We start from the raw sequence: 19,399 nt of genomic DNA on the forward strand, positions 1-19,399 counted from the left end.
GAGCGAGGGGCATCAAGCGCCGGGCTGGATCTTCTCCAGGCAGTAGCCCAGGCCGCGCACCGTGGCGATGCGGATTGGGCCTTGCTCGATCTTCTTGCGCAGGCGGTGGATGTAGACCTCGATGGCGTTGTTGCTAACCTCTTCGCCCCACTCACAGAGGCGTTCGACCAATTGGTCCTTGCTGACGAGTCGGCCGGCGCGTTGCAGCAGGACTTCCAGCAAGCTCAACTCGCGTGCCGACAATTCAATCATCTGCTCGTTGATATAGGCCACCCGCCCGGTCGCATCGAAGCTCAAAGGCCCATGCTTGATGACGCTGGACGCGGTGCCCAGGCCGCGCCGGGTCAGGGCGCGCACGCGGGCTTCCAGCTCTTGCAGAGAAAAAGGCTTGGCCATGTAGTCGTCGGCGCCTAGGTCCAGACCTTTGACGCGCTGCTCGACGCTGTCGGCCGCCGTCAGGATCAGCACTGGCATGGAGGAGCCGCGTGCGCGCAGCTTGCGGAGCACCTCCAGGCCATGCAGCCGCGGCAGGCCCAGGTCCAGGATCACCAGGTCGAATTCGTGCGAAGCGAGGGCCGCATCGGCCTCGGTGCCGCTGCCGACCTGATCCACCGCATAGCCGGAAGCGCGCAGGGAGCGCAACAAGGCATCGGCCAGGACTTGGTCATCTTCGGCAATCAGGATGCGCATGCGTCAGTCTCCATTACTCATGGCCAGGGAGGGCTCGGTCCCGCATTCTAGGGATGCGGGCCAAGGCTTCGGCGGATGGCAGTTCGCTGTGCGCGGTGAAATCAAGGACCATCCAAATTCTGACTTCAACATTTGCTGGCTCATCCAGTGAGCCAGCAGCAACCTAGGATTCAGCCATGACATTGCAAGAGCTGATACGGCTTGCCAAAGTTCAATCGTCAAACTACTGTACAAACATACAGATTGCGACATAATCCGCCCAGCCCTTTTCAGGAGAACGAATCATGGATGCCCCCGTCAAAGCCCTCAACACCGAAAAAGCCAAGGCTCTGCAAGCCGCTCTCAGCCAGATCGAGAAGCAGTTTGGCAAGGGCTCCATCATGCGCCTCGGCGAAGGCGAGGTGATTGAGGACATCCAGGTGGTTTCCACCGGTTCGCTGGGTTTGGACATTGCCCTGGGCGTTGGCGGCCTGCCGCGCGGCCGCGTGGTCGAGATCTATGGCCCGGAGTCTTCGGGCAAGACCACGCTGACCCTGCAGGTCATCGCCGAAATGCAGAAGCTGGCCGGCACCTGCGCCTTCATCGACGCCGAACATGCCCTGGACATCCAGTACGCACAGAAGCTGGGCGTGAATCTGCAGGAGCTGCTGATCAGCCAGCCCGACACCGGTGAGCAGGCCTTGGAGATCGTTGACGCGCTGGTGCGCTCCGGTTCCGTGGACCTGATCGTGATCGACTCGGTCGCTGCACTGACCCCCAAGGCTGAGTTGGAAGGCGAAATGGGCGACTCCCTGCCCGGCCTGCAAGCCCGCCTGATGAGCCAGGCCCTGCGCAAGCTGACCGCCACCATCAAGAAGACCAACTGCATGGTCATCTTCATCAACCAGATCCGTATGAAGATCGGCGTGATGTTCGGCAGCCCCGAAACCACCACCGGCGGCAATGCGCTCAAGTTCTACGCCTCGGTGCGCCTGGACATCCGCCGCATCGGCTCGATCAAGAAGGGCGATGACGTCATCGGCAGCGAAACCAAGGTCAAGGTCGTCAAGAACAAGGTCTCGCCGCCGTTCAAGACGGCCGAGTTCGACATCCTCTACGGTGAAGGCATCAGCCGCGAGGGCGAGATCATCGACATGGGTGTGGTCGCCAAGGTGGTCGAGAAGTCCGGCTCCTGGTATGCCTACCAGGGCGAAAAGATCGGCCAGGGCAAAGACAACGCGCGCGAATTTCTGCGCGAGAACCCCGATGTCAGCCGTGAGATCGAAAACCGCATCCGCGAGTCGCTCGGCGTCGCGCCGATGAACAAGGCCGGCGGCGCGGCTGAGTAAGAGGGCGCGGCAAGAGCCCGGTGCCATGCGCCGCTCGGGCTCTTGCACCACGGGCTCTCTATAGCCTGCTATTCCTTCTTGGTCGCCTGTACTTTCACGGCACTCCCTTCCTTTGCATGAAAGCCGGCAAGCCCCTTTCCCTCAAGGCTCGCGCGATTGCGCTACTGGCCCAGCGGGAGCACAGCAGGGCGGAGCTGCGGCGCAAGCTGCTGCGCATTGCGCGCGAGCAGCGCGCGGCCCAGCAGCGCCAGGCAGCCGCCGCAGCTGAGCCTGCTGCAGGCCTGGCTGCTTGGTTCGTGCCGGAGCCCTGCTCAGAAGCAGGTGTCGATGCGCTGGGTCAAGCCGAAAACCCCGACGAAGACCCCGACGATGGCGGCGATGCCGACGTCGGAGCCGAAGTCGATGCCCTGCTGCTGTTCCTGCAGGAGCGCGGCTATCTGAGCGAACAGCGCTTTGTTGACGCCCGCATTCACGCCCGTTCTGCCCGTTTCGGCAGCCAACGTATCAAGCTGGAGCTTGCCCAGCATGGCTTGCAGCTCAGCGGCGACCAGTTGGCCTTGCTCAAGGACAGCGAGATCGAGCGCGCTCGAGCCGTCTGGCAGCGCAAGTTCGGCGGGCAATGGCCCGAGGATGCCGCCACGCGGGCCAAGCACGCCCGATTTCTGATCGGCCGCGGCTTTGGCGGCGAGTCGGTGCGGCGTGTTTTGCGCGGCCCGGTCGAAGCGGATGACTGAATCACTCGTATCGAGATGGTGGGTGCCAAGTCTCTTGACCCAGCTCAAACTTGTGGGCTTTGCTGACCTGTCGCCACGCCTCGGGCTGTGGCGCCGACAGCTTCGTGAAAGCCTTTGTGCAGTGCGACATGCTACATTCTCGCCCTGCGCAAATGCCCGGCGGGGTGTGGTTTGATGCCGTCCGCTGCGGGTTTGCAAAGCCGTTTTGCCACCCATGCCCCTCCCATTTCCCACCTCCGAGCGCCGTTTGCTGCACCGTCGCGCCATCGATGTGCAGATCTATGCACGCGATGACGGCCTTTATGAGGTCGAGGCGGGTTTGACGGACGTCAAGACGCGCGATTTGCCCCTGGCCAGCGGCTTGCGCTTGGCGGGCGATCCCATTCACGCCATGCAACTGGTCTTGACGGTAGATGCCGAGTTGCAGATTCATTCGGCCCGCTCAATCACAAGCGGGTCGCCATATCCTGGCGTTTGTGACCAGCATGGTGACGCCTATGCCCGGCTGGTCGGCCTGAACCTGATGAAGGGCTTCCGGCTCGGCGTCAAGGAACGCCTGGCCGGCGTCAAGGGCTGCACTCACCTGACCGAGCTGTGTCAGATCCTCCCCACGGCTGTGATCCAGGCCTTTGCCGGCCTGGTGCTGGACGTGCGCGAAGGCAGTGCCGACGGACAGCCGCCGTTTCAGCTGGATCGTTGCCATGCGCTGCGTTGCGATGGCGATGTGGTCCGAAACCATTACCCTCGCTGGTATCGCAGCGCCGACGCAGCCGCAAGGCCAGTCGCCGTCGCCGCGATGCCCGCCTCCTCTTCCTGACTTTCCTCACAAGCGAGACCCCTATGAAGATTCACGAGTACCAGGGCAAGGAAATCCTGCGCCAGTTCGGCGTGCCGGTGCCGCGCGGCATTCCCGCATTCACGGTGCAAGAAGCCGTCGAAGCTGCACAAAAGCTGGGCGGCCCGGTTTGGGTGGTCAAGGCCCAGATTCACGCCGGTGGCCGTGGCAAGGGCGGCGGCGTCAAGCTCGGCCGTTCGCTGGAAGATGTGAAGGCGCTCGCCGAGCAGATCCTGGGCATGCAACTGGTCACGCACCAGACCGGCCCGGTCGGACAGAAGGTCCGTCGCCTCTACATTGAAGACGGCGCTGACATCAAGAACGAACTCTATGTGTCCCTGGTCACCGACCGCGGCACCCAGAAGGTCGCTTTCATCGCCTCCAGCGAAGGCGGCATGGACATCGAAGAGGTCGCCCACTCGACACCCGAGAAGATCATCACCGAGATGATCGACCCGCTGGTGGGCCTGACTGCCGAGCAAAGCAAGAAGATCGCCGCTGCCATCGGTCTCACCGGAGCGTCGGTCGACCAAGCCGTCGACATCTTCGCCAAGCTCTACAAGTGCTACATGGACACCGACGCGTCGCTGGTGGAAATCAACCCGCTGAACTGCGACTCCAAGGGCAATCTGATCGCCCTGGACGCCAAGTTCAACTTCGACTCCAACGCCCTGTTCCGTCACCCGGAAATCGTCGCCTACCGCGACCTGGACGAAGAAGATCCGGCTGAAGTGGAAGCCTCCAAGTTCGACCTGGCCTACATCAGCCTGGACGGCAATATCGGCTGCCTGGTGAATGGCGCGGGTCTGGCCATGTCGACCATGGACACCATCAAGCTGTTTGGCGGCGAGCCGGCCAACTTCCTGGACGTGGGCGGTGGCGCCACCGCCGAGAAGGTCACCGAAGCCTTCAAGATCATGCTGAAGAACCCTGAAGTGAAGGGCATCCTGGTCAACATCTTCGGCGGCATCATGAAGTGCGACACCATCGCCGAAGGCGTGATCACCGCCTGCAAGGCCGTGAACCTGTCCGTGCCGCTGGTCGTGCGCATGAAGGGCACCAACGAAGAGCTGGGCAAGAAGATGCTGGCCGAATCCGGCCTGCCCATCATCGCCGCCGACACCATGGCCGAAGCCGCGACCAAGATCGTCGCCGCTGTCGCCTGAGTCAGCCTAAGCCCACGCAAGGAAAAAAATCATGTCGATTTACATCAACAAAGACACCAAGGTCATCACTCAGGGCATCACCGGCAAGACCGGCCAGTTCCACACCCTGGGCTGCCAGGCCTATGCCAATGGCAAGAACGCCTTCGTGGCGGGCGTGAACCCCAAGAAGGCCGGCGAGAAGTTCTCGGACATTCCAATCTACGCCACCGTCAAGGAAGCCGCTGCGCAAACCGGCGCCACCGTGTCGGTGATCTATGTGCCGCCGGCTGGTGCCGCTGCAGCCATCTGGGAAGCCGTCGAAGCCGATCTGGATCTGGCGATTTGCATCACGGAAGGCATCCCCGTCCGTGACATGCTGGAAATCCGCAACAAGATGAAGGCCAAGGAAGCGGCCGGCGGCAAGAAGACCTTGCTGCTGGGCCCCAACTGCCCCGGCCTGATCACGCCCGAAGAAATCAAGATCGGCATCATGCCCGGCCACATCCACCGCAAGGGTCGCATCGGCGTGGTTTCGCGCTCGGGCACGCTGACCTATGAAGCCGTGGCTCAGCTGACCGAAATCGGCCTGGGTCAGTCCAGCGCCGTGGGCATCGGTGGTGACCCGATCAACGGCCTGAAGCACATCGATGTGATGCAAGCCTTCAATGACGATCCGGACACCGACGCCGTGATCATGATTGGCGAAATCGGCGGTCCGGACGAAGCTGAAGCGGCTCGCTGGTGCAAGCTGAACATGAAGAAGCCGGTGGTTGGTTTCATCGCTGGCGTGACCGCTCCTCCGGGCAAGCGCATGGGCCATGCCGGTGCGCTGATCGCGGGCGGCGCCGATACGGCCGACGCCAAGCTGGCCATCATGGAAGAGTGCGGCTTCACCATCACGCGCAATCCGTCCGAGATGGCCAAGCTGCTGAAGGCCTTGCTCTGAGCTGAGCTGAGCTGAGCGCCGTGCCGGCCGCCGGGCGAATGCGTAATTTCACGCATCGAAGTCCGGATCGGCTGGCGGCAGACTGCACGCACGCCGTGCATCGACATGTGAAAAGGGGCTTCAGCCCCTTTTTTCATGGGTGCATGCTTTGAACCATGCCTTCGCTATAGTGGGGCGGCAAGTGCCTGACCCGGCATTTCCATCCTGCGGGCAGAAACTGTAGATATCTCAATGGACACTTTGACGAGTCCCGAATTCTGGTTGGCTGTCGGCCAGATCATCATGATCGACATCCTGCTGGGTGGCGACAACGCGGTGGTGATCGCCCTGGCTTGCCGCAAGCTGCCGGACGCTCAGCGCACCAAGGGCATCATCTGGGGCACAGCCGGCGCCATCGTGCTGCGGGTCGTGTTGATCTTCTTCGCACTGACGCTGTTGCAGGTCCCCTTCCTGAAAATTGTCGGTGCGGCTCTGCTGCTCTGGATTGGCATCAAGCTGCTGGTGCCCGAAGATGAAGACGAGCACGGCAGTATCCAGGCCAGCGACAAGCTGTGGGCGGCGGTCAAGACCGTGATCGTGGCCGACTTCGTGATGAGCCTGGACAATGTCATCGCCATCGCCGGCGCGGCCCAGAGCAGCGGCGGCGACCATCAAATGCCGCTGGTCATCTTTGGCCTGCTGGTCTCGATTCCCATCATCGTTTGGGGCAGCCAGCTGGTGATCAAGCTGATGGACCGCTTCCCGCTCGTGATCACGGTGGGCGCCATGTTGCTGGGCTGGATTGCGGGCACCATGATGGTCGGTGACCCGGCGCTGGCCAGCTGGGTGCCGACGGTGGAAGGCGGCAAGCCGGGCAGTGTGGTCGTACTGCCGGCGCTGCATTACGGTGCAGGTGTGGCTGGAGCCTTGCTGGTTCTGTTGAGCGGCAAGTGGATCGCGGGCCGCCGCGTGCGCAGCGACTGAAGGAATCAGCGCGCTGCGGCGCATTCTTGGAGAGGCGGGCGGGGCATGGCGGGTTTCTGGAAGCGATGGCTGGGCAAGCCCGAGTCGGTGGAGGGAGAGCCCTCGACCGTGCCAGAGGCATATCAGTCTTCGATGCCAGCTGGCCCGGGTTTGCAGGCTTATGAATTGCAGGGCGAGCTAGGGCGCGGCGCGATGGCGGTGGTGCATCTGGCGCGTGAGCGGGCGACCGGCCGCATGGTTGCCATCAAGCGCCTGGCTCTGCAGCGTGAGTTTGCGGCAGAAGACCTGGTCGACGTCCAGCAGCGCTTCATGCGTGAAGCGCGTGCGGCCGGGCGCCTGCAGCACCCCGACATCTTGCAGGTGCTCGAAGCCGGCGAGGCCGGGCCCGATGCCTGGATTGCCATGGAGTACGTCCAGGGCCGTGACCTGAGCCACCACACCCGCAAGGCTCAGCTGCTGCCGATCCCTGAGGTGTTGCAGATTGCGCGGCGTCTCGCCCGCGCGCTGGACTACGCCCATGGTCAAGGCGTGGTCCATCGCGATATCAAGCCGGCCAATGTCATGCTGGATCGCGAGCGCGGAATTCTGAAGCTCATGGATTTCGGCATCGCCCGCATTGCTGATGGCAGCCGCACCCGGACCGGTCTGGTCCTGGGTACGCCGTCCTTCATGTCGCCTGAACAATTGGCAGGCCTCAAGGTCGACGGTCGCAGCGATCTCTACTCGCTGGGCGCCATGGTCTATCAGCTGCTGACCGGCCATCTGCCGCATCAGTCCGACTCCATGGCCAAGCTGATGTACCAGATTGCCAATGAGCCGCCGGCCGATGTGCGCCACCATCGCCCTGAACTGCCCGAGTCCCTGGCCCTGGTGCTTGCTCTGGCGCTCGAGAAGCGGCCCGAGCTGCGCTATGCCAGCGGCGCGCAGATGGCCCAGGACCTGGAAGCGGTGATTGCGCAATGGCCGGCCGGGCCAGCGCGCGGCCCGGCCCAGGCCCCGGCCGACAAGAGCGCGGACGCTGCGCACCTGACGTCTCCAGAGCACGCGGACCCTTTTGCACAAACAGTCCGCTTGAATAAGGCGGAAGCAGTGCAAAATCCCTCCGCATCGCAACCAGACACACAGCCATGACCCTGGAGTTCTTCAGCGCCACCGATGTCGGCCGCGCCCGCGACAACAACGAGGACTCGGTCGCCCTGGATGAGTCCGTGGGCTTGGCCGTGCTGGCCGATGGCATGGGCGGCTATAACGCCGGTGAAGTGGCGAGTCAGATGCTGACCGGCTTCATTCGCGCCGAGCTGGGCCGTTGGTTGAAGGAGTCCGGCGCCAGCGCCAGCGTCAGCGACGTCCGGCGGGCCATGGACATCTGCGTGGACAACGCCAACCGAGCCATCTTCAACGCCGCCAATACCAACCCGCGCTATGCCGGCATGGGCACGACCTTGGTGCTTGGGGTGTTCCGGCCTGAAGGTTTGTTGTTGGGCCATGTCGGCGACTCGCGCGCCTACCGCATGCGCGGCGGCCAACTGACGCAGATCAGTCGGGACCATTCTTTGCTCCAGGAGCAACTGGATGCCGGCCTGCTGACACCCGAAGAGGCCGTGTTTTCCAGCAACAAGAATCTGGTCACCCGGGCGGTTGGCGTGGAGGACGCGGTCATGCTGGAGCTGCATCAGCACGAGCTTCAGCCCGGCGATCTCTACCTGTTCTGCTCGGACGGGCTGTCCGACATGCTGGACGATGACGCCTTGCGCCAGTTGTTGATAAACCACCCTTCGCTGTCGGAAGCGGCACAAGCCCTGATAGATGGGGCCAATGACATGGGCGGCCGGGATAATATCGCGCTGGTGCTGGTTCGCGCCGAAGGCCGTGTGCGGTCGGAAGGTCGGGCCTGGTGGCCGTTTGGCAAGCGCTGATGGGCTGGTTTTCGGCCGTGAGGCCTGTCGTGACCGGCTGCTGGCTCAGGCATCGTTGAGAGCAGTCAAAACTCTTGCGGCGCACTGAGAGTTGCCGCCAACACAAGCAATAAGACAACAGGATCGAGGTCAAAGCATGGGCAAGCTGGTGGTGTCGCTCGACGGCGTGGTGATCAAGGACGTGCAGATCACGAAGGACAAGACCACGCTCGGGCGCCGGCCCTACAACGATATCGTGATCGACAATCTGGCGGTCAGCGGCGAGCACGCCGTGCTGCAGATGGTCGGCGCGGATGTCTTCATCGAAGACCTCAACTCCACCAACGGTACGTATATCAACGGCAAGGCGATCAAGAAGCAGCTGCTGGCCAATAACGACATCGTCGAGATCGGCAAGTACAAGATCAAGTTCCTGCTGGAGGACAACGGCGACTACGAGAAGACCATGATTCTCAAGCCGGGGTCTGGCGCGCCTAGCGGTTTCGGCCTGCCGTCCTCCTTCGGTTCTCTGCCCTCGGCGGCCGCGGCGGCCCCGGCCACCATCCGAGTCCTGACCGGTGCAGCTGCCGGGCGGGAAGTCAGCCTGACCAAGGTCGTCACCACGGTCGGCAAGCCAGGCGTTCAGGTGGCCTCCATCACAAAGCGCCCCAGCGGTTACGTGTTCGCCCATGTTGAAGGTGCTGCACGTCCGACCGTCAACGGCGTGCCCCTGACCGGCGAGTCTGTGGCTTTGAAGAGCGGCGATGTGATCGAGTTGGCCGGCACCCAGATGCAGTTCGTGCAGGGCTGAGCTTCGCTCGGAACCAGGCCGCGTTTGCGGTCTCAGTGAATACACCAGAACTGGGTTAACCCTGCTTTCGCAGGCGCCCTTGCTTGCTTGCTGCCGTGCACAATTGCTGCAGCAAGCAGCAGGGCGAGCATGGCCGTGCCTGTGTGAGCCTTGCCTGCAGCCGGCCGCACCATTGAACATAAAGATGGCGAGACACGGGGGTCTTTGAAAAGGCGGTTGCGCAGGCGTACTTTGGTGTCCAACCCTCATCGAAAGGCCGCTGTGAGTTTTTCAAGCCCCTCCGCTGCCGAATCCTTGCTGGAGCCGTCGACTTCGTCGCTGCGGCATCGCACCGCGTGGATGATTGTGCTGATCTCCGCCTTGCTGGTCATCGGCACCGATGCCGTCCTTCTGCAGCATCAGTCGCAGCTGCGAAGCGAGGCCTTCGAGGCCGAGCTGCAGGCCTTGCCGCAGACCTATGGCGAGGCGCTGGCCGGCAGCCTCAGTGTGGACCCGTCGGGCAGCGACAGTACCCGGCAGTTGCTCAAAAAGTTGCAGTCCCGGCCCGGCATCCTGGCGATCGAGCTGAAGACCGGATCAGGCGTGGCCCTTGCCAGTGGCGACCCGGCCGCGCGCGCGCAGGCCGATGTTCGCCAAATCGATTTCGAACTGGGTCCGCCGGCGTCGGGCGGCGCCCTCCTGCAAGTGTTGGCCCAAGAGCAGGCCATGCAACACGCATTCTGGCGCGATGCCTGGCCCGCCATCGTGCTGCGCGATCTGGTTCTGGTGCTTTTGCTCAGCCTGAGTGTGATCGTTGTGCTGGACCGCACGATGCTGCGCCCGCTGCGCCGTCTTGCGGAACGGGCGGATGAGCTGGACAGCGGCCAGAGCCCGCTGGACCTGCTGGCTACGGTCCCGGCAGGGCAGAGTTCGGAGGTGTCCCGGGTCGCCCGCTCCCTGATGCGCGCGCACCATGGGGTGTGGCTGCGCTGGCAAGATGAATTGCAGCAAGTGCAGCAGTTGCAGCAACAGGTGCAGAGCCAGGCCGCGCAGTTGCAGGCTGCGGCACTCAGCCTGGAGCAGAAAAACCGCGAGCTTGGCAGCCTCAGCCGCAGCGATGCGCTGACCGGCCTGGCCAATCGCAGAGAATTTGATGAGGCTTTGCGGCGTGAGTTCAAGCGTGCGCAGCGGCAGCGCGGTCAGCTTGCTTTGGCCGTGCTCGATCTCGATCACTTCAAGCGCTACAACGAGCAGCACGGCGCTGCGGTCGGCGACCAGGCGTTGCAGCGTTTCGCTCAGTTGCTCAGCGAGCGATTCAAGCGCGACACCGACTTTGTGGCCCGGCTGGGCGGTGAGGAGTTCGTGGCTTTGCTGCCCGGTTTCGGCCTGGATGTCACCCAGGAGCTGATGGAGCAGTTGCGCGAGGAATTGCGTGCCTTGCGTCTGCCTCATGGTGGCAGCGAGGATGAGGGCACAGGACTGACGGTCAGCATCGGCCTCGCTGCCTACTCGCCGGCCCATCCTTACTTGAGCCCGCAGTCCCTGATGCAGGCGGCTGATGAGGCGCTCTACATCGCCAAGCATGCCGGCCGCGACCGCCTCAGCCTGGCCTCATCCAAGAGCCTGACCGAGCGCGCCTGAGCGGAAAACTTGCGCCTCAGCGCTCGTGTTCGCTGGCCTGCTGCAGTTGTTCGACCACCCGACGGGCGGCTCGCAGCACCAGGGCCTCATCGAGCGAGGCTTGAGGTGCGATCTCATGCGCCACTTCTTCCAGGCGCTCAGGCTCGCTCAGCAGGATCGAGGCGATGGTGGAAATGGCACTGACGCCGCGGCGCTGCAGAGCTTCAGGCATTTTCAAGGTGCTCTGCACTTCCACATGGTGACGCACACTGGCCACGGCGGCCGGCGCCAGGCCCCAGCTTTCGCACAAGGCCGCGCCCAGCGCGTCGTGGCTGACGCCAAATGCCGTGTGTTCCAGTTGCACCAGTTCGGCGTCGGAGCCGGCGGCACGCAGCATGGCCGGGTAGTGCGCGGACGCGTGCCGGTAGAGCACAGCCTTGCCGCACTCCTCGAACAGGCCCGCCGAATGCGCCGCCCAGGGGTCCACGCCCAGCATCTGGCCAATACGGCCCATCATCACGCCGCGTTCGGAGGCTCGCTTCCAGACCGGTTCGAGCTCGGTGGCGGGCGGAAAGGCGGCGCGCAGACCCATCTCAAAAGTGATGGCCGAAACTTCGCGCATGCCCAGATAGGTCAGCGCCTGATGGACCGTCTGCACCCGACCACGCAGGCCGTACAGCGATGAATTGACGGCCTTCAAGACGGCCGCGGCGAGCGCCATATCGGTCTCGACCAGGGCGGACATGGCCGGCAGGTCAATGTCTTCGGCCGCCATCAGCAGTGACAGCTTGACCAGCACCTCCGGCTGGGTCGGAATCTCGATGTCTAGCGTGCGCAAATTTGGATCAACTGGCATGGTGTGCTTTCCTTCCCCTGGTTGCCGCAATGGTAGCGGGACTGGCGCAGAGCCTGGTTACAAAAAGCTCAGCGAAAGAAGGCGTCCCAAGCGGTTTTGAGGATCAGCGCCGAGACCACGGCGATGAACATGCGGCGCACAAAACCGGCCCCGCGCGCCAGGGCCATGCGGGTGCCGAACAAGCTGCCGACGACATTGGCCACGGCCATCACCGCGGCGACCTGCCACCAGATGTGGCCGGTGCTGCCGAACAGGAGCAGGGCCGCGGCATTGGTGGCGGTGTTCATCAGCTTGGCCGTGGCCGAGGCGTGGAGGAAATCGTAGCCCAGCAGGCGCACAAACAAGAAGACGAAGAAGCTGCCTGTGCCCGGGCCGAAGAAGCCGTCGTAGAGGCCGATCAGCAAGGCGATGGCACCCGCCACCAGGGTTTCACGCCGGCCCTGGTAGCGCGGCGCATGGTGGCGGCCCAGGTCCTTGCGCATCAAGGTGTAGGCCAGCACGGCCAGCAGAACCAGGGGCAGGGCGCGGCGCAGAAAGCCGGGGTCGACCTGGGTGACGGCCCAGGCGCCGCCGAAGCCGCCCAGCATGGCCAGGCCGGCGGCCGGCAACAAGGCATTCCAGTTCAACTGCACTTTCTTGGCGTACTGGAAGGTGGCCCAGGCCGTGCCCCAGATCGAGGCACCCTTGTTGGTGCCGAACAAGGTCGCGGGCGCTGTCTGAGGGTAGACGCTGAACAGCGCTGGTACCAGCACCAGACCGCCTCCGCCCACCACGGCATCGATGAATCCGGCCAGCAGGGAGGCGAGGGCGACAGTCAGCAAATCCATGAGTGGGTGGGGCGAGGAGGTGGGGTGCGGGGTCTGCGAGGCCAGCAAAGCGGATGCGCAAGTAAAACGGGCACCTGAAGCCAGTTCAGGTGCCCGTCCATTGTGACTGTGTCACTTTATGCGTCGTTCTTGCACTACAACTTGAGTTTGTCTCCTCAGCCCCGCCTAGCACCTGCTGTTCGCACAGCTTGTGCATCGAGTGGGGCAAATGTAGGCAGTGCGGGCTGTGCACGCACTTGGGGTTTTTACGGGCGCTCCGCACCAATTCAGGGAAGTTTGCGTGCACACACTTAATCCTTTATCAACGTAATTCCATAAATCAAGGAGAAATCGACGCCCCGACCTGGGGCTTCATCCTCTGCAAATAGGGGGTGGCGCCAGATCTAAGTTACAGCCATATGTCTCATTTGCGCACAGTTGGGCCGTGGGCTCTGAGACATTCGCGCTGGGTAAATCGCTTGCAATTCTTGACCTTGTTCAAGCTTGGCTTGTGGAACCATTCCGAGCATGAAAGTTTCTGCGTTCGCCATGAAGTTGCCCCGTATGTCCGTACCGCCATCGTTTTTTTGGGGGGGGCGTCTGGCCTTCTGGGTCGCCTTCAGCCTTGCCTTGACATCGGGTCTCTCCGGCTGCGGCGGAGGTGGGGGCGGTAGCACGGACAGCGCACCGCCTGCGCCGGTCCCGAATGCCAACAGCACCTACGGGCTGACCTTGCCTCGTGCTGGTCTGGCCGCGTCCGATCTGGCCGTGCTGGTGGCCGAGGGCGATGTGCTCGGCGAGGCCATTGCTGCTTACTACCTGAGCGCGCGCAATGTGCCGGCGACGAATCTGATCCGGGTCAAGTTGCCGACCAAGGGCGATGCCATCTCGGCGACCGACTTCGCCACACTGAAAGCCGAGATCGATGCCAAGTTGCCGGCCGGCATCCAGGCCCAGTTGCTGACCTGGACCGCTCCCTCTCGCGTGGTCGGCAGTTGTGCCATGGGCATCACCAGCGCCCTGGCTTTCGGCTATGACCCCAAGTACTGCGTGCCCAACGCGGCTTGCCTCAACACCCAGGCGTCGCCGCTGTACGACTCTGAGTCCCGAAGCCCCTGGGCGGACCACCAGATCCGGCCGGCCATGATGCTGGGGGCACGCAGTCTCGACGCAGCCAAGGCTCTGATCGACCGAGGGCTCAAGGCCGATGGCAGTCAGCCGCTGGGTGACGGCTATTTGTTGAACACGAGCGATGGTTTCCGCAACACCCGTGCGGTCGACTTTCGAGTTCTGCCGGATTCCTGGGCTGGGCGTCTCAAGCTGATCTACCAGGACAACTCGGCCGGTGGATCTAAGGACATTGTGGAGAATCAGGCCGGGCTGCTCTTCTATTTCACGGGTCTGCCGATCACGCCGGGCTTGACCAGCAACAGCTACCTGCCGGGGGCGGTGGGCGATTCGCTGACTTCGTATGCGGCCCAACTGCCCGATGCGCGTGGTCAGACGACGGTGCTCAAATGGCTGGATGCCGGCCTGACCGGCAGCTACGGCACCGTTGAAGAGCCCTGCAATTTCAACCAGAAGTTCCCCAAGGCCTCGGTGCTCATCGATCAGTACTACCGAGGTGCCAGTTTGATCGAAGCCTATTGGAAGTCGCTGCAGTCGCCGGGGCAGGGTCTCTTTGTGGGCGAGCCTCTGGCCCGGCCGTTTGCCGATGCGCCCAGCTTCAAGCTCGAAGGCGGCCAGTATCTGATCAGCAGCCGGGCCTTGCGCCCGGCCGCGACCTACACCCTCGACTATCAAATTGGCGCGGCGGGCAGCTGGATCACCCTGGCCAGTTTCAAGCCGACCAAGGCCGAAATCCAGAACCTGAGCTCGCCCCTGCCGCCGGCCACCGCCACCGCCCTGCGTTGGCGCGGCCCTTGCCCGACGCAAAGCAGCCAGCAGTGCACGCTGGCCAGCAGCCCCTGACCGCTTGGGGTCTGTGACAAACGAGAAATGAGGGCGGCTGGCAAAATGGCACACCCTGCCGGCTCCGCCCCCATGTCCCTGACGCCTTCGACGCCCTCTCTGCCCAGCGCTTTTCGCGTGTTGTCGGTCATCCCGCCGATGACCCAGCTCAACACGCCGTATCCGTCCACCGCCTATTTGACCGGTTTCCTGCGCTCGCGCCAAGTCGACGCGGTGCAGGAGGACCTCGCTCTGGCCCTGATGCTCAAGCTCTTCTCGCGCGCAGGCCTGTTGGCCTTGCGCGAGCGCATCCAGGCCCTGACACCCGAGCAGCGCACGCCCATGGTTCAGGGTTTTGACGTCTACTTTGACCGTTATCTCTCGACCATCACGCCGACCATCGCCTTTCTGCAAGGGCGCGACCCGACGCTGGCCCACCGCATCAACAGCCGCGCCTTCTTGCCGGAAGGCCCGCGCTTCGATTCGCTCGATGCCTATGTGGACGAAGACGGCGGCGACCCACTGGCCTGGGCCTTCGGCGCCCTGGGCTTGCAGGACCGGGCCCGCCACTTGGCCACGCTTTATCTGAACGACCTGGCCGATGTCTTGCGCGATGCCGTGGACCCGCGCTTCGAGTTCGTCCGCTATGCCGAGTCCCTGGCCACCAGCCAGCCGACCTTCGAGCCGCTGGCCGAGGCCTTGGCGGCGCCGCTGAACCTGGTTGACGAGACCTTGCGCGAGCTGGCGCTGGCGGCGGTCGCCAAGCACCAGCCGCAGCTGGTGCTGATCTCGGTGCCTTTTCCCGGTGCGGTTTATGCCGCCTTCCGCATCGCCCAGGCGATCAAGGCTGAGCATCCCGGCGTCGTGCTGGCCTTGGGCGGCGGCTTCGTCAACACCGAGCTGCGCGAGCTCAGCGAGCCGCGCGTGTTCGATTACTTCGACTACCTGACCCTGGACGCCGGCGAGCGCCCCTTGCTGGCGCTGCTGGAGCATCTGCAAGGCCAGCGCTCACGCCAGCGCCTGGTGCGCACCTTTGTGCGCGAAGACGCTAGGGTGCGCTACATCAATTTCGTCGAGCCCGATATCGCATTTGCCGAGGTGGGTACGCCGACCTGGGACGGCCTGCCGCTAGACCGCTACCTGTCCCTGCTTGACATGCTCAACCCCATGAACCGGCTCTGGTCGGATGGGCGATGGAACAAGCTGACCGTGGCCCATGGCTGCTACTGGAAGAAGTGCAGCTTCTGCGATGTCAGCCTCGACTACATCTCGCGCTACGAAGGCGCCTCGGCCGCGACCCTGGTCGACCGCATCGAGACCATCGTCGCCGAGACCGGCCAGACCGGTTTCCACTTCGTCGACGAGGCCGCGCCGCCCAAGGCCTTGAAAGCGCTCGCCGCTGAGTTGCAGGCGCGCCAACTGGGCATTTCCTGGTGGGGCAATATCCGCTTCGAGAAGTCCTTCAGCCCCGAGCTTTGCCAGCAACTGGCCGACAGCGGCTGCATCGCCATCTCGGGTGGGCTCGAGGTCGCCTCCGACCGCTTGCTGAACCTGATGAAAAAAGGCGTCTCGGTCGACCAGGTCGCGCGCGTGACCAAGGCCTTCACCGACGCCGGCATCCTGGTCCATGCCTACCTGATGTACGGCTTCCCGACCCAGACCGTGCAGGACACGGTCGACGCACTCGAATACGTGCGCCAGCTGTTCGAAAACGGCTGCATTCAGAGCGGCTTCTTCCACCGCTTTGCTTGCACCGTGCATTCGCCCGTCGGCCAGAAGCCCGAGGACTTCGGCGTCAGCCTGCTGCCTTTGCCGCCCAGCCCTTTTGCCAAAAACGATGTCGGCTTTGTCGACCCCACGGGCGTGGACCACGATGTCTTGGGTCAGGCGCTCAAGAAGGCCATCTACAACTACATGCACGGCATCGGCTTGGAGCAGGACGTGCGCAGCTGGTTCAGCATCAAGGTGCCCAAGACCACGGTGGCGCGGCACCGCATCGCTCGCGCCTTAGCTCAAGCGCATTGACGGTCGGGACGGGTCGGCACGCGCTCCTGCCGCTCACCCAGCCAGTCGCTGAAGGCCTGCAGCAGCGGCTCGTAGCGCTGTGGCTGCGACTCCAGGCTTTGCAAGGCCAGCACGGCCGCCTCCAGCGTCGAGCGCTGTTCGGCCCGCTCGGCTTTGCGGTGTGCGGCATAGCGCGATGGGGGTGGCTGCTGCAGGGCCAGCCTGGGCAGGGCTTGCAGCACCGGGTTGAGCAGCAGCATCTTGCGGCTTTTGCGCCAGGTGGCGTCGATCACGACCAAGCGCAGCGGCCTCGCATCGTTTGCGGTGGCGTCAAATGCCGAGCCTGTTTGGCCCGGTGTTGGCGGATACAGCAGCAGGGCGCGCCGTCCGCCGGCCCCGAGCGCTGCTTGCAAAGCGTCCGCCTCGAACTGCTCGCCCACCCAGAGTCGACAGTGCGCCAGGCTCAGGCGCAGCAGGCGCGCCGAACCCTTGGCTTGGTGTTGCTCGTGCGGATGTTGCAGCAGCAGCAGCTCCACCGGGTTGTCGATGGCCTGGGTCCAGCAGCACAGGCAGGCGCTGGCCGGCAGGTCGCAGCGCCGGCACAGCGTTCGCCCTGCGAGGGGAGAAGTTGAAGAATCGAAGAATTCGGACTGCATGTCAGCCCAGATCAGAACACAGGCAGAGGCTTTCCTGGCCTCCGGCGCTGTGCGGCCCTCAGGCCGCCTGGCCTTGGCGTGCCGTTGCCAGCCCGCGCTCCAGGCGCGAATCCAAAGTGGACTCCAGATCCGAATCCATCTGCGAGTTCAGTTGCGAGTTCAGCTGGGACTGCCGCGCCTTGCGCTGCCGGCGCTGCCGGGCCGACCAACGGCCGGCCGAGACGATGGCCAGCATCACTGCCACACCGTTGAGCGCACCCCAGAGTGGCGGCACGGTGGACGAGAGAAGCAGGCTGATCAGCGAGGGCTGGTAGCCACCGGCTTTGCCGCTGACCTCCAGCACGCCGACCAGCAAGGCCAGCAGCCAGGCCAGGCCCATGCCTCCCAGGCACCAGCCGGTGGTCGGATGTCGGCTGTGGCCGCGCTGCGGGCGGACGGTGAACAAGGCCCAGACCCAGGCGAAGCCGTAGAGCAGCAGGGCAATCAGCAGCGCTTGCCCCAGCTGCGCGGTCCAACTGCTGCTGCCGCCCAGCAAGTTTTGCCAGCTCATGGGCCAGTATTGGCTGGCCAGGGTATGAGCCAGGCCCAGGGCGCTGAGATAGAGCAAGCCGCCGGACACAAAGGACCAGATGCGTCTTGCGGTTCTGATGTCGCTGCCCATGGCAATCTGTCGACTCCGTACTGCTGCTGAGGAAACGATTCTGTTCGTCCCGCTCTCGCAGGCCCAGGGGCGCCGCACCCGCAGTCCGGGGGAGCTTGGCCTGCGCAGCGGGCGCAAGCGTTGAATCCGTCACGCTTTCTGGCCGCGGCGCCACGAGTTCGCCGACATGCCCGTCACAGCCTGGGTATGGCCGCTTGTTGCAGCAGGGGCAGGGCGTCGATGCGAGCTTCGATCTCGGCCATCATGCGGCGGTAGGCCGGTGCATCGATGCCGCCGTAGCGCTGCTGGAAGGCTTCGGCGCTGAGGAACTCGGGCAGGTCGGCCACGCCGGGCATGAAGTCCAACTCATGAAGGCCGGCGCGGATCAGGATCTGCAAGCTGCGCGGCGCGTCCTTGGCGAGCAGGCCGAAGCGCGTGCCGGCTCGGTCAGCAGCGATGTCGTTGAAGCTGAAGCCGCTGCCACCCCGTGTGTCGGCCACTTCCTTGTAGACGCCAATCGCGTCCGCCAAGGGCCCGCTGCCCTCCAGGGCCAAAACGGCTGAAACCAGAAAATGCTGTGGAAAGTCTTCGCGGCCGGCCAAGGTGACCCTGCGCGGCAATGGCTGTGGCCAGCTGCGTGCGCTGGGCAGCAGCTTGCTCCAGTGCTGGCCGGTGGCAAACAGCGCCAGGGTCAGCAAAGCGCTGCGGTTCTCGGCCACCGGGTCGGCTTCGGCGCCTTCGCTGCGCGCGCGAACCAGCTCGAAGATCGGTGGCATCAGCAGGGCCAGCGAAACCGAGCTGCCCGGGGCCAGGCTCGCGCTGAGTTCGGCCAGGCGCCGGCTGTAGGCCTGGGCTCGCTCTCGCTCGGCCGGTGTCCACAGTGCGCCCAGCACATGGTCCAGGCTGTCGGCCTGCCAGTGATAACCGAGCTGCAATTCCTGAGGCAGAAAGGTCAGGGTCTCGACCAGCTCACCGGCCACCTGGGCCTGGGGCGGCAAGGCCAGCTTGGTGATCAGCTGACGCAGTGCTGGGTTGGCCAGCCATGCCGGCAGCGGCAGATGGCCCAGGCGCAGCCGTTCGACCCGCGGCAGGGCAGTGGTCTGGCCCAGCTGAGCTTCGAGATTGAGCCAGGCGCCGAGCAGGGGCAGGGGGAAGCTGGCCTGCAAGCGGGCGCTGCCGGCGTGCAGCTGGATCTGTGCCGCCCCGCGGCCCCGCCCGTAGCGCTGGGCCAGCTGCATCAGCATCAGATTGAGCTGGCCCTCGTCGATGCGCAGCAGGCGTTGCGGGCCAGCTTCCTGGCGACGCGGGTCATTGCGGCGCAGAAAGTCTTTGGTGCTCTGAATCTGCGCGGGGCTCAATCCGCCGCCATCAGGTGTGATCAGAGCCTGGCTCTGCAGCGCCAGGGCGGCGGCGATCAGCAAGAGCAGCACAGGGCTGAGCAGGAGAAGCGGCCAAAGGAGGCGCGGGCGGCGCTTGCCTTGGTGGCCAGGGAGCGGAGACATCATGGCGCGCAGTCTGCCAGCAAAGCCAGGGCTTGAACG

Annotated in this window: 18 protein-coding genes; 12 read left to right on the plus strand and 6 right to left on the minus strand. The window is 64.2% G+C overall.

What is annotated here, in order from left to right; all coding sequences use genetic code 11:
* Positions 1–12 precede the first annotated feature (12 nt).
* Entirely contained in the window at positions 13–690 is a 678-nt protein-coding gene (locus ACQY39_RS04660; protein WP_263516219.1) for a response regulator transcription factor, read from the minus strand.
* Between the two features lie 284 nt (positions 691–974).
* Between ACQY39_RS04660 and recA the strand changes: the two genes are divergently transcribed.
* The 10 genes from recA (at position 975) to ACQY39_RS04710 (ending at position 10,967) form a co-directional block, all read left to right on the plus strand.
* Positions 975–2,018, plus strand: coding sequence for a recombinase RecA (gene recA / locus ACQY39_RS04665; protein WP_263516220.1), 1,044 nt, complete (start codon positions 975–977; stop codon positions 2,016–2,018).
* Between the two features lie 116 nt (positions 2,019–2,134).
* A complete protein-coding gene (locus ACQY39_RS04670) occupies positions 2,135–2,752 on the plus strand; it encodes a regulatory protein RecX (RefSeq protein ID WP_428503854.1) in 618 nt (205 codons plus the stop codon).
* Positions 2,753–2,966: 214 nt separating this feature from the next.
* A complete protein-coding gene (locus ACQY39_RS04675) occupies positions 2,967–3,569 on the plus strand; it encodes a DUF2889 domain-containing protein (RefSeq protein ID WP_428503856.1) in 603 nt (200 codons plus the stop codon).
* Positions 3,570–3,592: 23 nt separating this feature from the next.
* Positions 3,593–4,753 carry an ADP-forming succinate--CoA ligase subunit beta gene (gene sucC / locus ACQY39_RS04680; RefSeq protein ID WP_263516222.1) on the plus strand — a complete coding sequence of 387 codons (1,161 nt, stop codon included), beginning with the start codon at positions 3,593–3,595 and terminating at the stop codon, positions 4,751–4,753.
* A gap of 31 nt (positions 4,754–4,784) precedes the next feature.
* Complete coding sequence (gene sucD, locus ACQY39_RS04685; RefSeq protein ID WP_428503858.1) at positions 4,785–5,678, plus strand: succinate--CoA ligase subunit alpha; 894 nt, start codon at positions 4,785–4,787, stop codon at positions 5,676–5,678.
* A gap of 231 nt (positions 5,679–5,909) precedes the next feature.
* A complete protein-coding gene (locus ACQY39_RS04690) occupies positions 5,910–6,641 on the plus strand; it encodes a TerC family protein (protein ID WP_428503860.1) in 732 nt (243 codons plus the stop codon).
* 132 nt (positions 6,642–6,773) lie between these two features.
* Positions 6,774–7,772 (plus strand): serine/threonine-protein kinase, encoded by a 999-nt coding sequence (locus ACQY39_RS04695; RefSeq protein WP_428503862.1) that lies wholly within the window; start codon positions 6,774–6,776, stop codon positions 7,770–7,772.
* Positions 7,769–8,557: a Stp1/IreP family PP2C-type Ser/Thr phosphatase gene (locus ACQY39_RS04700; protein WP_428503864.1), complete on the plus strand. Its 789-nt coding sequence runs from the start codon at positions 7,769–7,771 to the stop codon at positions 8,555–8,557. The genes ACQY39_RS04695 and ACQY39_RS04700 overlap by 4 nt, the downstream gene beginning before the upstream one ends.
* 136 nt (positions 8,558–8,693) lie before the next feature.
* The gene (locus ACQY39_RS04705) at positions 8,694–9,347 is read left to right on the plus strand and encodes an FHA domain-containing protein (protein WP_428503866.1); all 654 of its coding nucleotides are present in this window, start codon (positions 8,694–8,696) and stop codon (positions 9,345–9,347) included.
* 339 nt (positions 9,348–9,686) lie between these two features.
* Positions 9,687–10,967: a diguanylate cyclase domain-containing protein gene (locus ACQY39_RS04710; protein WP_428503868.1), complete on the plus strand. Its 1,281-nt coding sequence runs from the start codon at positions 9,687–9,689 to the stop codon at positions 10,965–10,967.
* Positions 10,968–10,983: 16 nt separating this feature from the next.
* Here ACQY39_RS04710 and ACQY39_RS04715 read toward each other — a convergent pair whose 3' ends face one another.
* Positions 10,984–11,802: an HDOD domain-containing protein gene (locus ACQY39_RS04715; RefSeq protein WP_263561588.1), complete on the minus strand. Its 819-nt coding sequence runs from the start codon at positions 11,800–11,802 to the stop codon at positions 10,984–10,986.
* 68 nt (positions 11,803–11,870) lie between these two features.
* Positions 11,871–12,629 (minus strand): sulfite exporter TauE/SafE family protein, encoded by a 759-nt coding sequence (locus ACQY39_RS04720; protein WP_428503871.1) that lies wholly within the window; start codon positions 12,627–12,629, stop codon positions 11,871–11,873.
* 711 nt (positions 12,630–13,340) lie between these two features.
* Between ACQY39_RS04720 and ACQY39_RS04725 the strand changes: the two genes are divergently transcribed.
* Together ACQY39_RS04725 and ACQY39_RS04730 are read left to right on the plus strand one after the other, a co-directional pair.
* Positions 13,341–14,579 (plus strand): TIGR03790 family protein, encoded by a 1,239-nt coding sequence (locus ACQY39_RS04725; RefSeq protein ID WP_428503873.1) that lies wholly within the window; start codon positions 13,341–13,343, stop codon positions 14,577–14,579.
* Between the two features lie 72 nt (positions 14,580–14,651).
* The gene (locus tag ACQY39_RS04730; RefSeq protein WP_428503875.1) at positions 14,652–16,583 is read left to right on the plus strand and encodes a B12-binding domain-containing radical SAM protein; all 1,932 of its coding nucleotides are present in this window, start codon (positions 14,652–14,654) and stop codon (positions 16,581–16,583) included.
* Here ACQY39_RS04730 and ACQY39_RS04735 read toward each other — a convergent pair.
* The 3 genes from ACQY39_RS04735 to ACQY39_RS04745 all read right to left on the minus strand — a co-directional run bounded on the left by ACQY39_RS04735 (position 16,571) and on the right by ACQY39_RS04745 (position 19,363).
* Positions 16,571–17,218 carry a tRNA-uridine aminocarboxypropyltransferase gene (locus tag ACQY39_RS04735; RefSeq protein WP_428503877.1) on the minus strand — a complete coding sequence of 216 codons (648 nt, stop codon included), beginning with the start codon at positions 17,216–17,218 and terminating at the stop codon, positions 16,571–16,573. The genes ACQY39_RS04730 and ACQY39_RS04735 overlap by 13 nt on opposite strands.
* 58 nt (positions 17,219–17,276) lie before the next feature.
* Positions 17,277–17,879 carry a hypothetical protein gene (locus tag ACQY39_RS04740; protein ID WP_428503879.1) on the minus strand — a complete coding sequence of 201 codons (603 nt, stop codon included), beginning with the start codon at positions 17,877–17,879 and terminating at the stop codon, positions 17,277–17,279.
* Between the two features lie 173 nt (positions 17,880–18,052).
* Positions 18,053–19,363, minus strand: coding sequence for a hypothetical protein (locus ACQY39_RS04745; protein ID WP_428503881.1), 1,311 nt, complete (start codon positions 19,361–19,363; stop codon positions 18,053–18,055).
* Between the last annotated feature and the right edge of the window lie 36 nt (positions 19,364–19,399).

Origin of the sequence: Roseateles sp., assembly GCF_965262435.1 — a bacterium.
Lineage (GTDB): Bacteria > Pseudomonadota > Gammaproteobacteria > Burkholderiales > Burkholderiaceae_C > Paucibacter_A.

What these genes read in the sequence shown, in the direction of transcription:
- ACQY39_RS04660 (WP_263516219.1), bottom strand. Translation starts at nt 690, where the DNA reads ATGCGCATCCTGATTGCCGAAGATGACCAAGTCCTGGCCGATGCCTTG.
- recA (WP_263516220.1), top strand. Translation starts at nt 975, where the DNA reads ATGGATGCCCCCGTCAAAGCCCTCAACACCGAAAAAGCCAAGGCTCTG.
- ACQY39_RS04670 (WP_428503854.1), top strand. Translation starts at nt 2,135, where the DNA reads ATGAAAGCCGGCAAGCCCCTTTCCCTCAAGGCTCGCGCGATTGCGCTA.
- ACQY39_RS04675 (WP_428503856.1), top strand. Translation starts at nt 2,967, where the DNA reads ATGCCCCTCCCATTTCCCACCTCCGAGCGCCGTTTGCTGCACCGTCGC.
- sucC (WP_263516222.1), top strand. Translation starts at nt 3,593, where the DNA reads ATGAAGATTCACGAGTACCAGGGCAAGGAAATCCTGCGCCAGTTCGGC.
- sucD (WP_428503858.1), top strand. Translation starts at nt 4,785, where the DNA reads ATGTCGATTTACATCAACAAAGACACCAAGGTCATCACTCAGGGCATC.
- ACQY39_RS04690 (WP_428503860.1), top strand. Translation starts at nt 5,910, where the DNA reads ATGGACACTTTGACGAGTCCCGAATTCTGGTTGGCTGTCGGCCAGATC.
- ACQY39_RS04695 (WP_428503862.1), top strand. Translation starts at nt 6,774, where the DNA reads ATGCCAGCTGGCCCGGGTTTGCAGGCTTATGAATTGCAGGGCGAGCTA.
- ACQY39_RS04700 (WP_428503864.1), top strand. Translation starts at nt 7,769, where the DNA reads ATGACCCTGGAGTTCTTCAGCGCCACCGATGTCGGCCGCGCCCGCGAC.
- ACQY39_RS04705 (WP_428503866.1), top strand. Translation starts at nt 8,694, where the DNA reads ATGGGCAAGCTGGTGGTGTCGCTCGACGGCGTGGTGATCAAGGACGTG.
- ACQY39_RS04710 (WP_428503868.1), top strand. Translation starts at nt 9,687, where the DNA reads ATGATTGTGCTGATCTCCGCCTTGCTGGTCATCGGCACCGATGCCGTC.
- ACQY39_RS04715 (WP_263561588.1), bottom strand. Translation starts at nt 11,802, where the DNA reads ATGCCAGTTGATCCAAATTTGCGCACGCTAGACATCGAGATTCCGACC.
- ACQY39_RS04720 (WP_428503871.1), bottom strand. Translation starts at nt 12,629, where the DNA reads ATGGATTTGCTGACTGTCGCCCTCGCCTCCCTGCTGGCCGGATTCATC.
- ACQY39_RS04730 (WP_428503875.1), top strand. Translation starts at nt 14,652, where the DNA reads ATGTCCCTGACGCCTTCGACGCCCTCTCTGCCCAGCGCTTTTCGCGTG.
- ACQY39_RS04735 (WP_428503877.1), bottom strand. Translation starts at nt 17,218, where the DNA reads ATGCAGTCCGAATTCTTCGATTCTTCAACTTCTCCCCTCGCAGGGCGA.
- ACQY39_RS04740 (WP_428503879.1), bottom strand. Translation starts at nt 17,879, where the DNA reads ATGGGCAGCGACATCAGAACCGCAAGACGCATCTGGTCCTTTGTGTCC.
- ACQY39_RS04745 (WP_428503881.1), bottom strand. Translation starts at nt 19,363, where the DNA reads ATGATGTCTCCGCTCCCTGGCCACCAAGGCAAGCGCCGCCCGCGCCTC.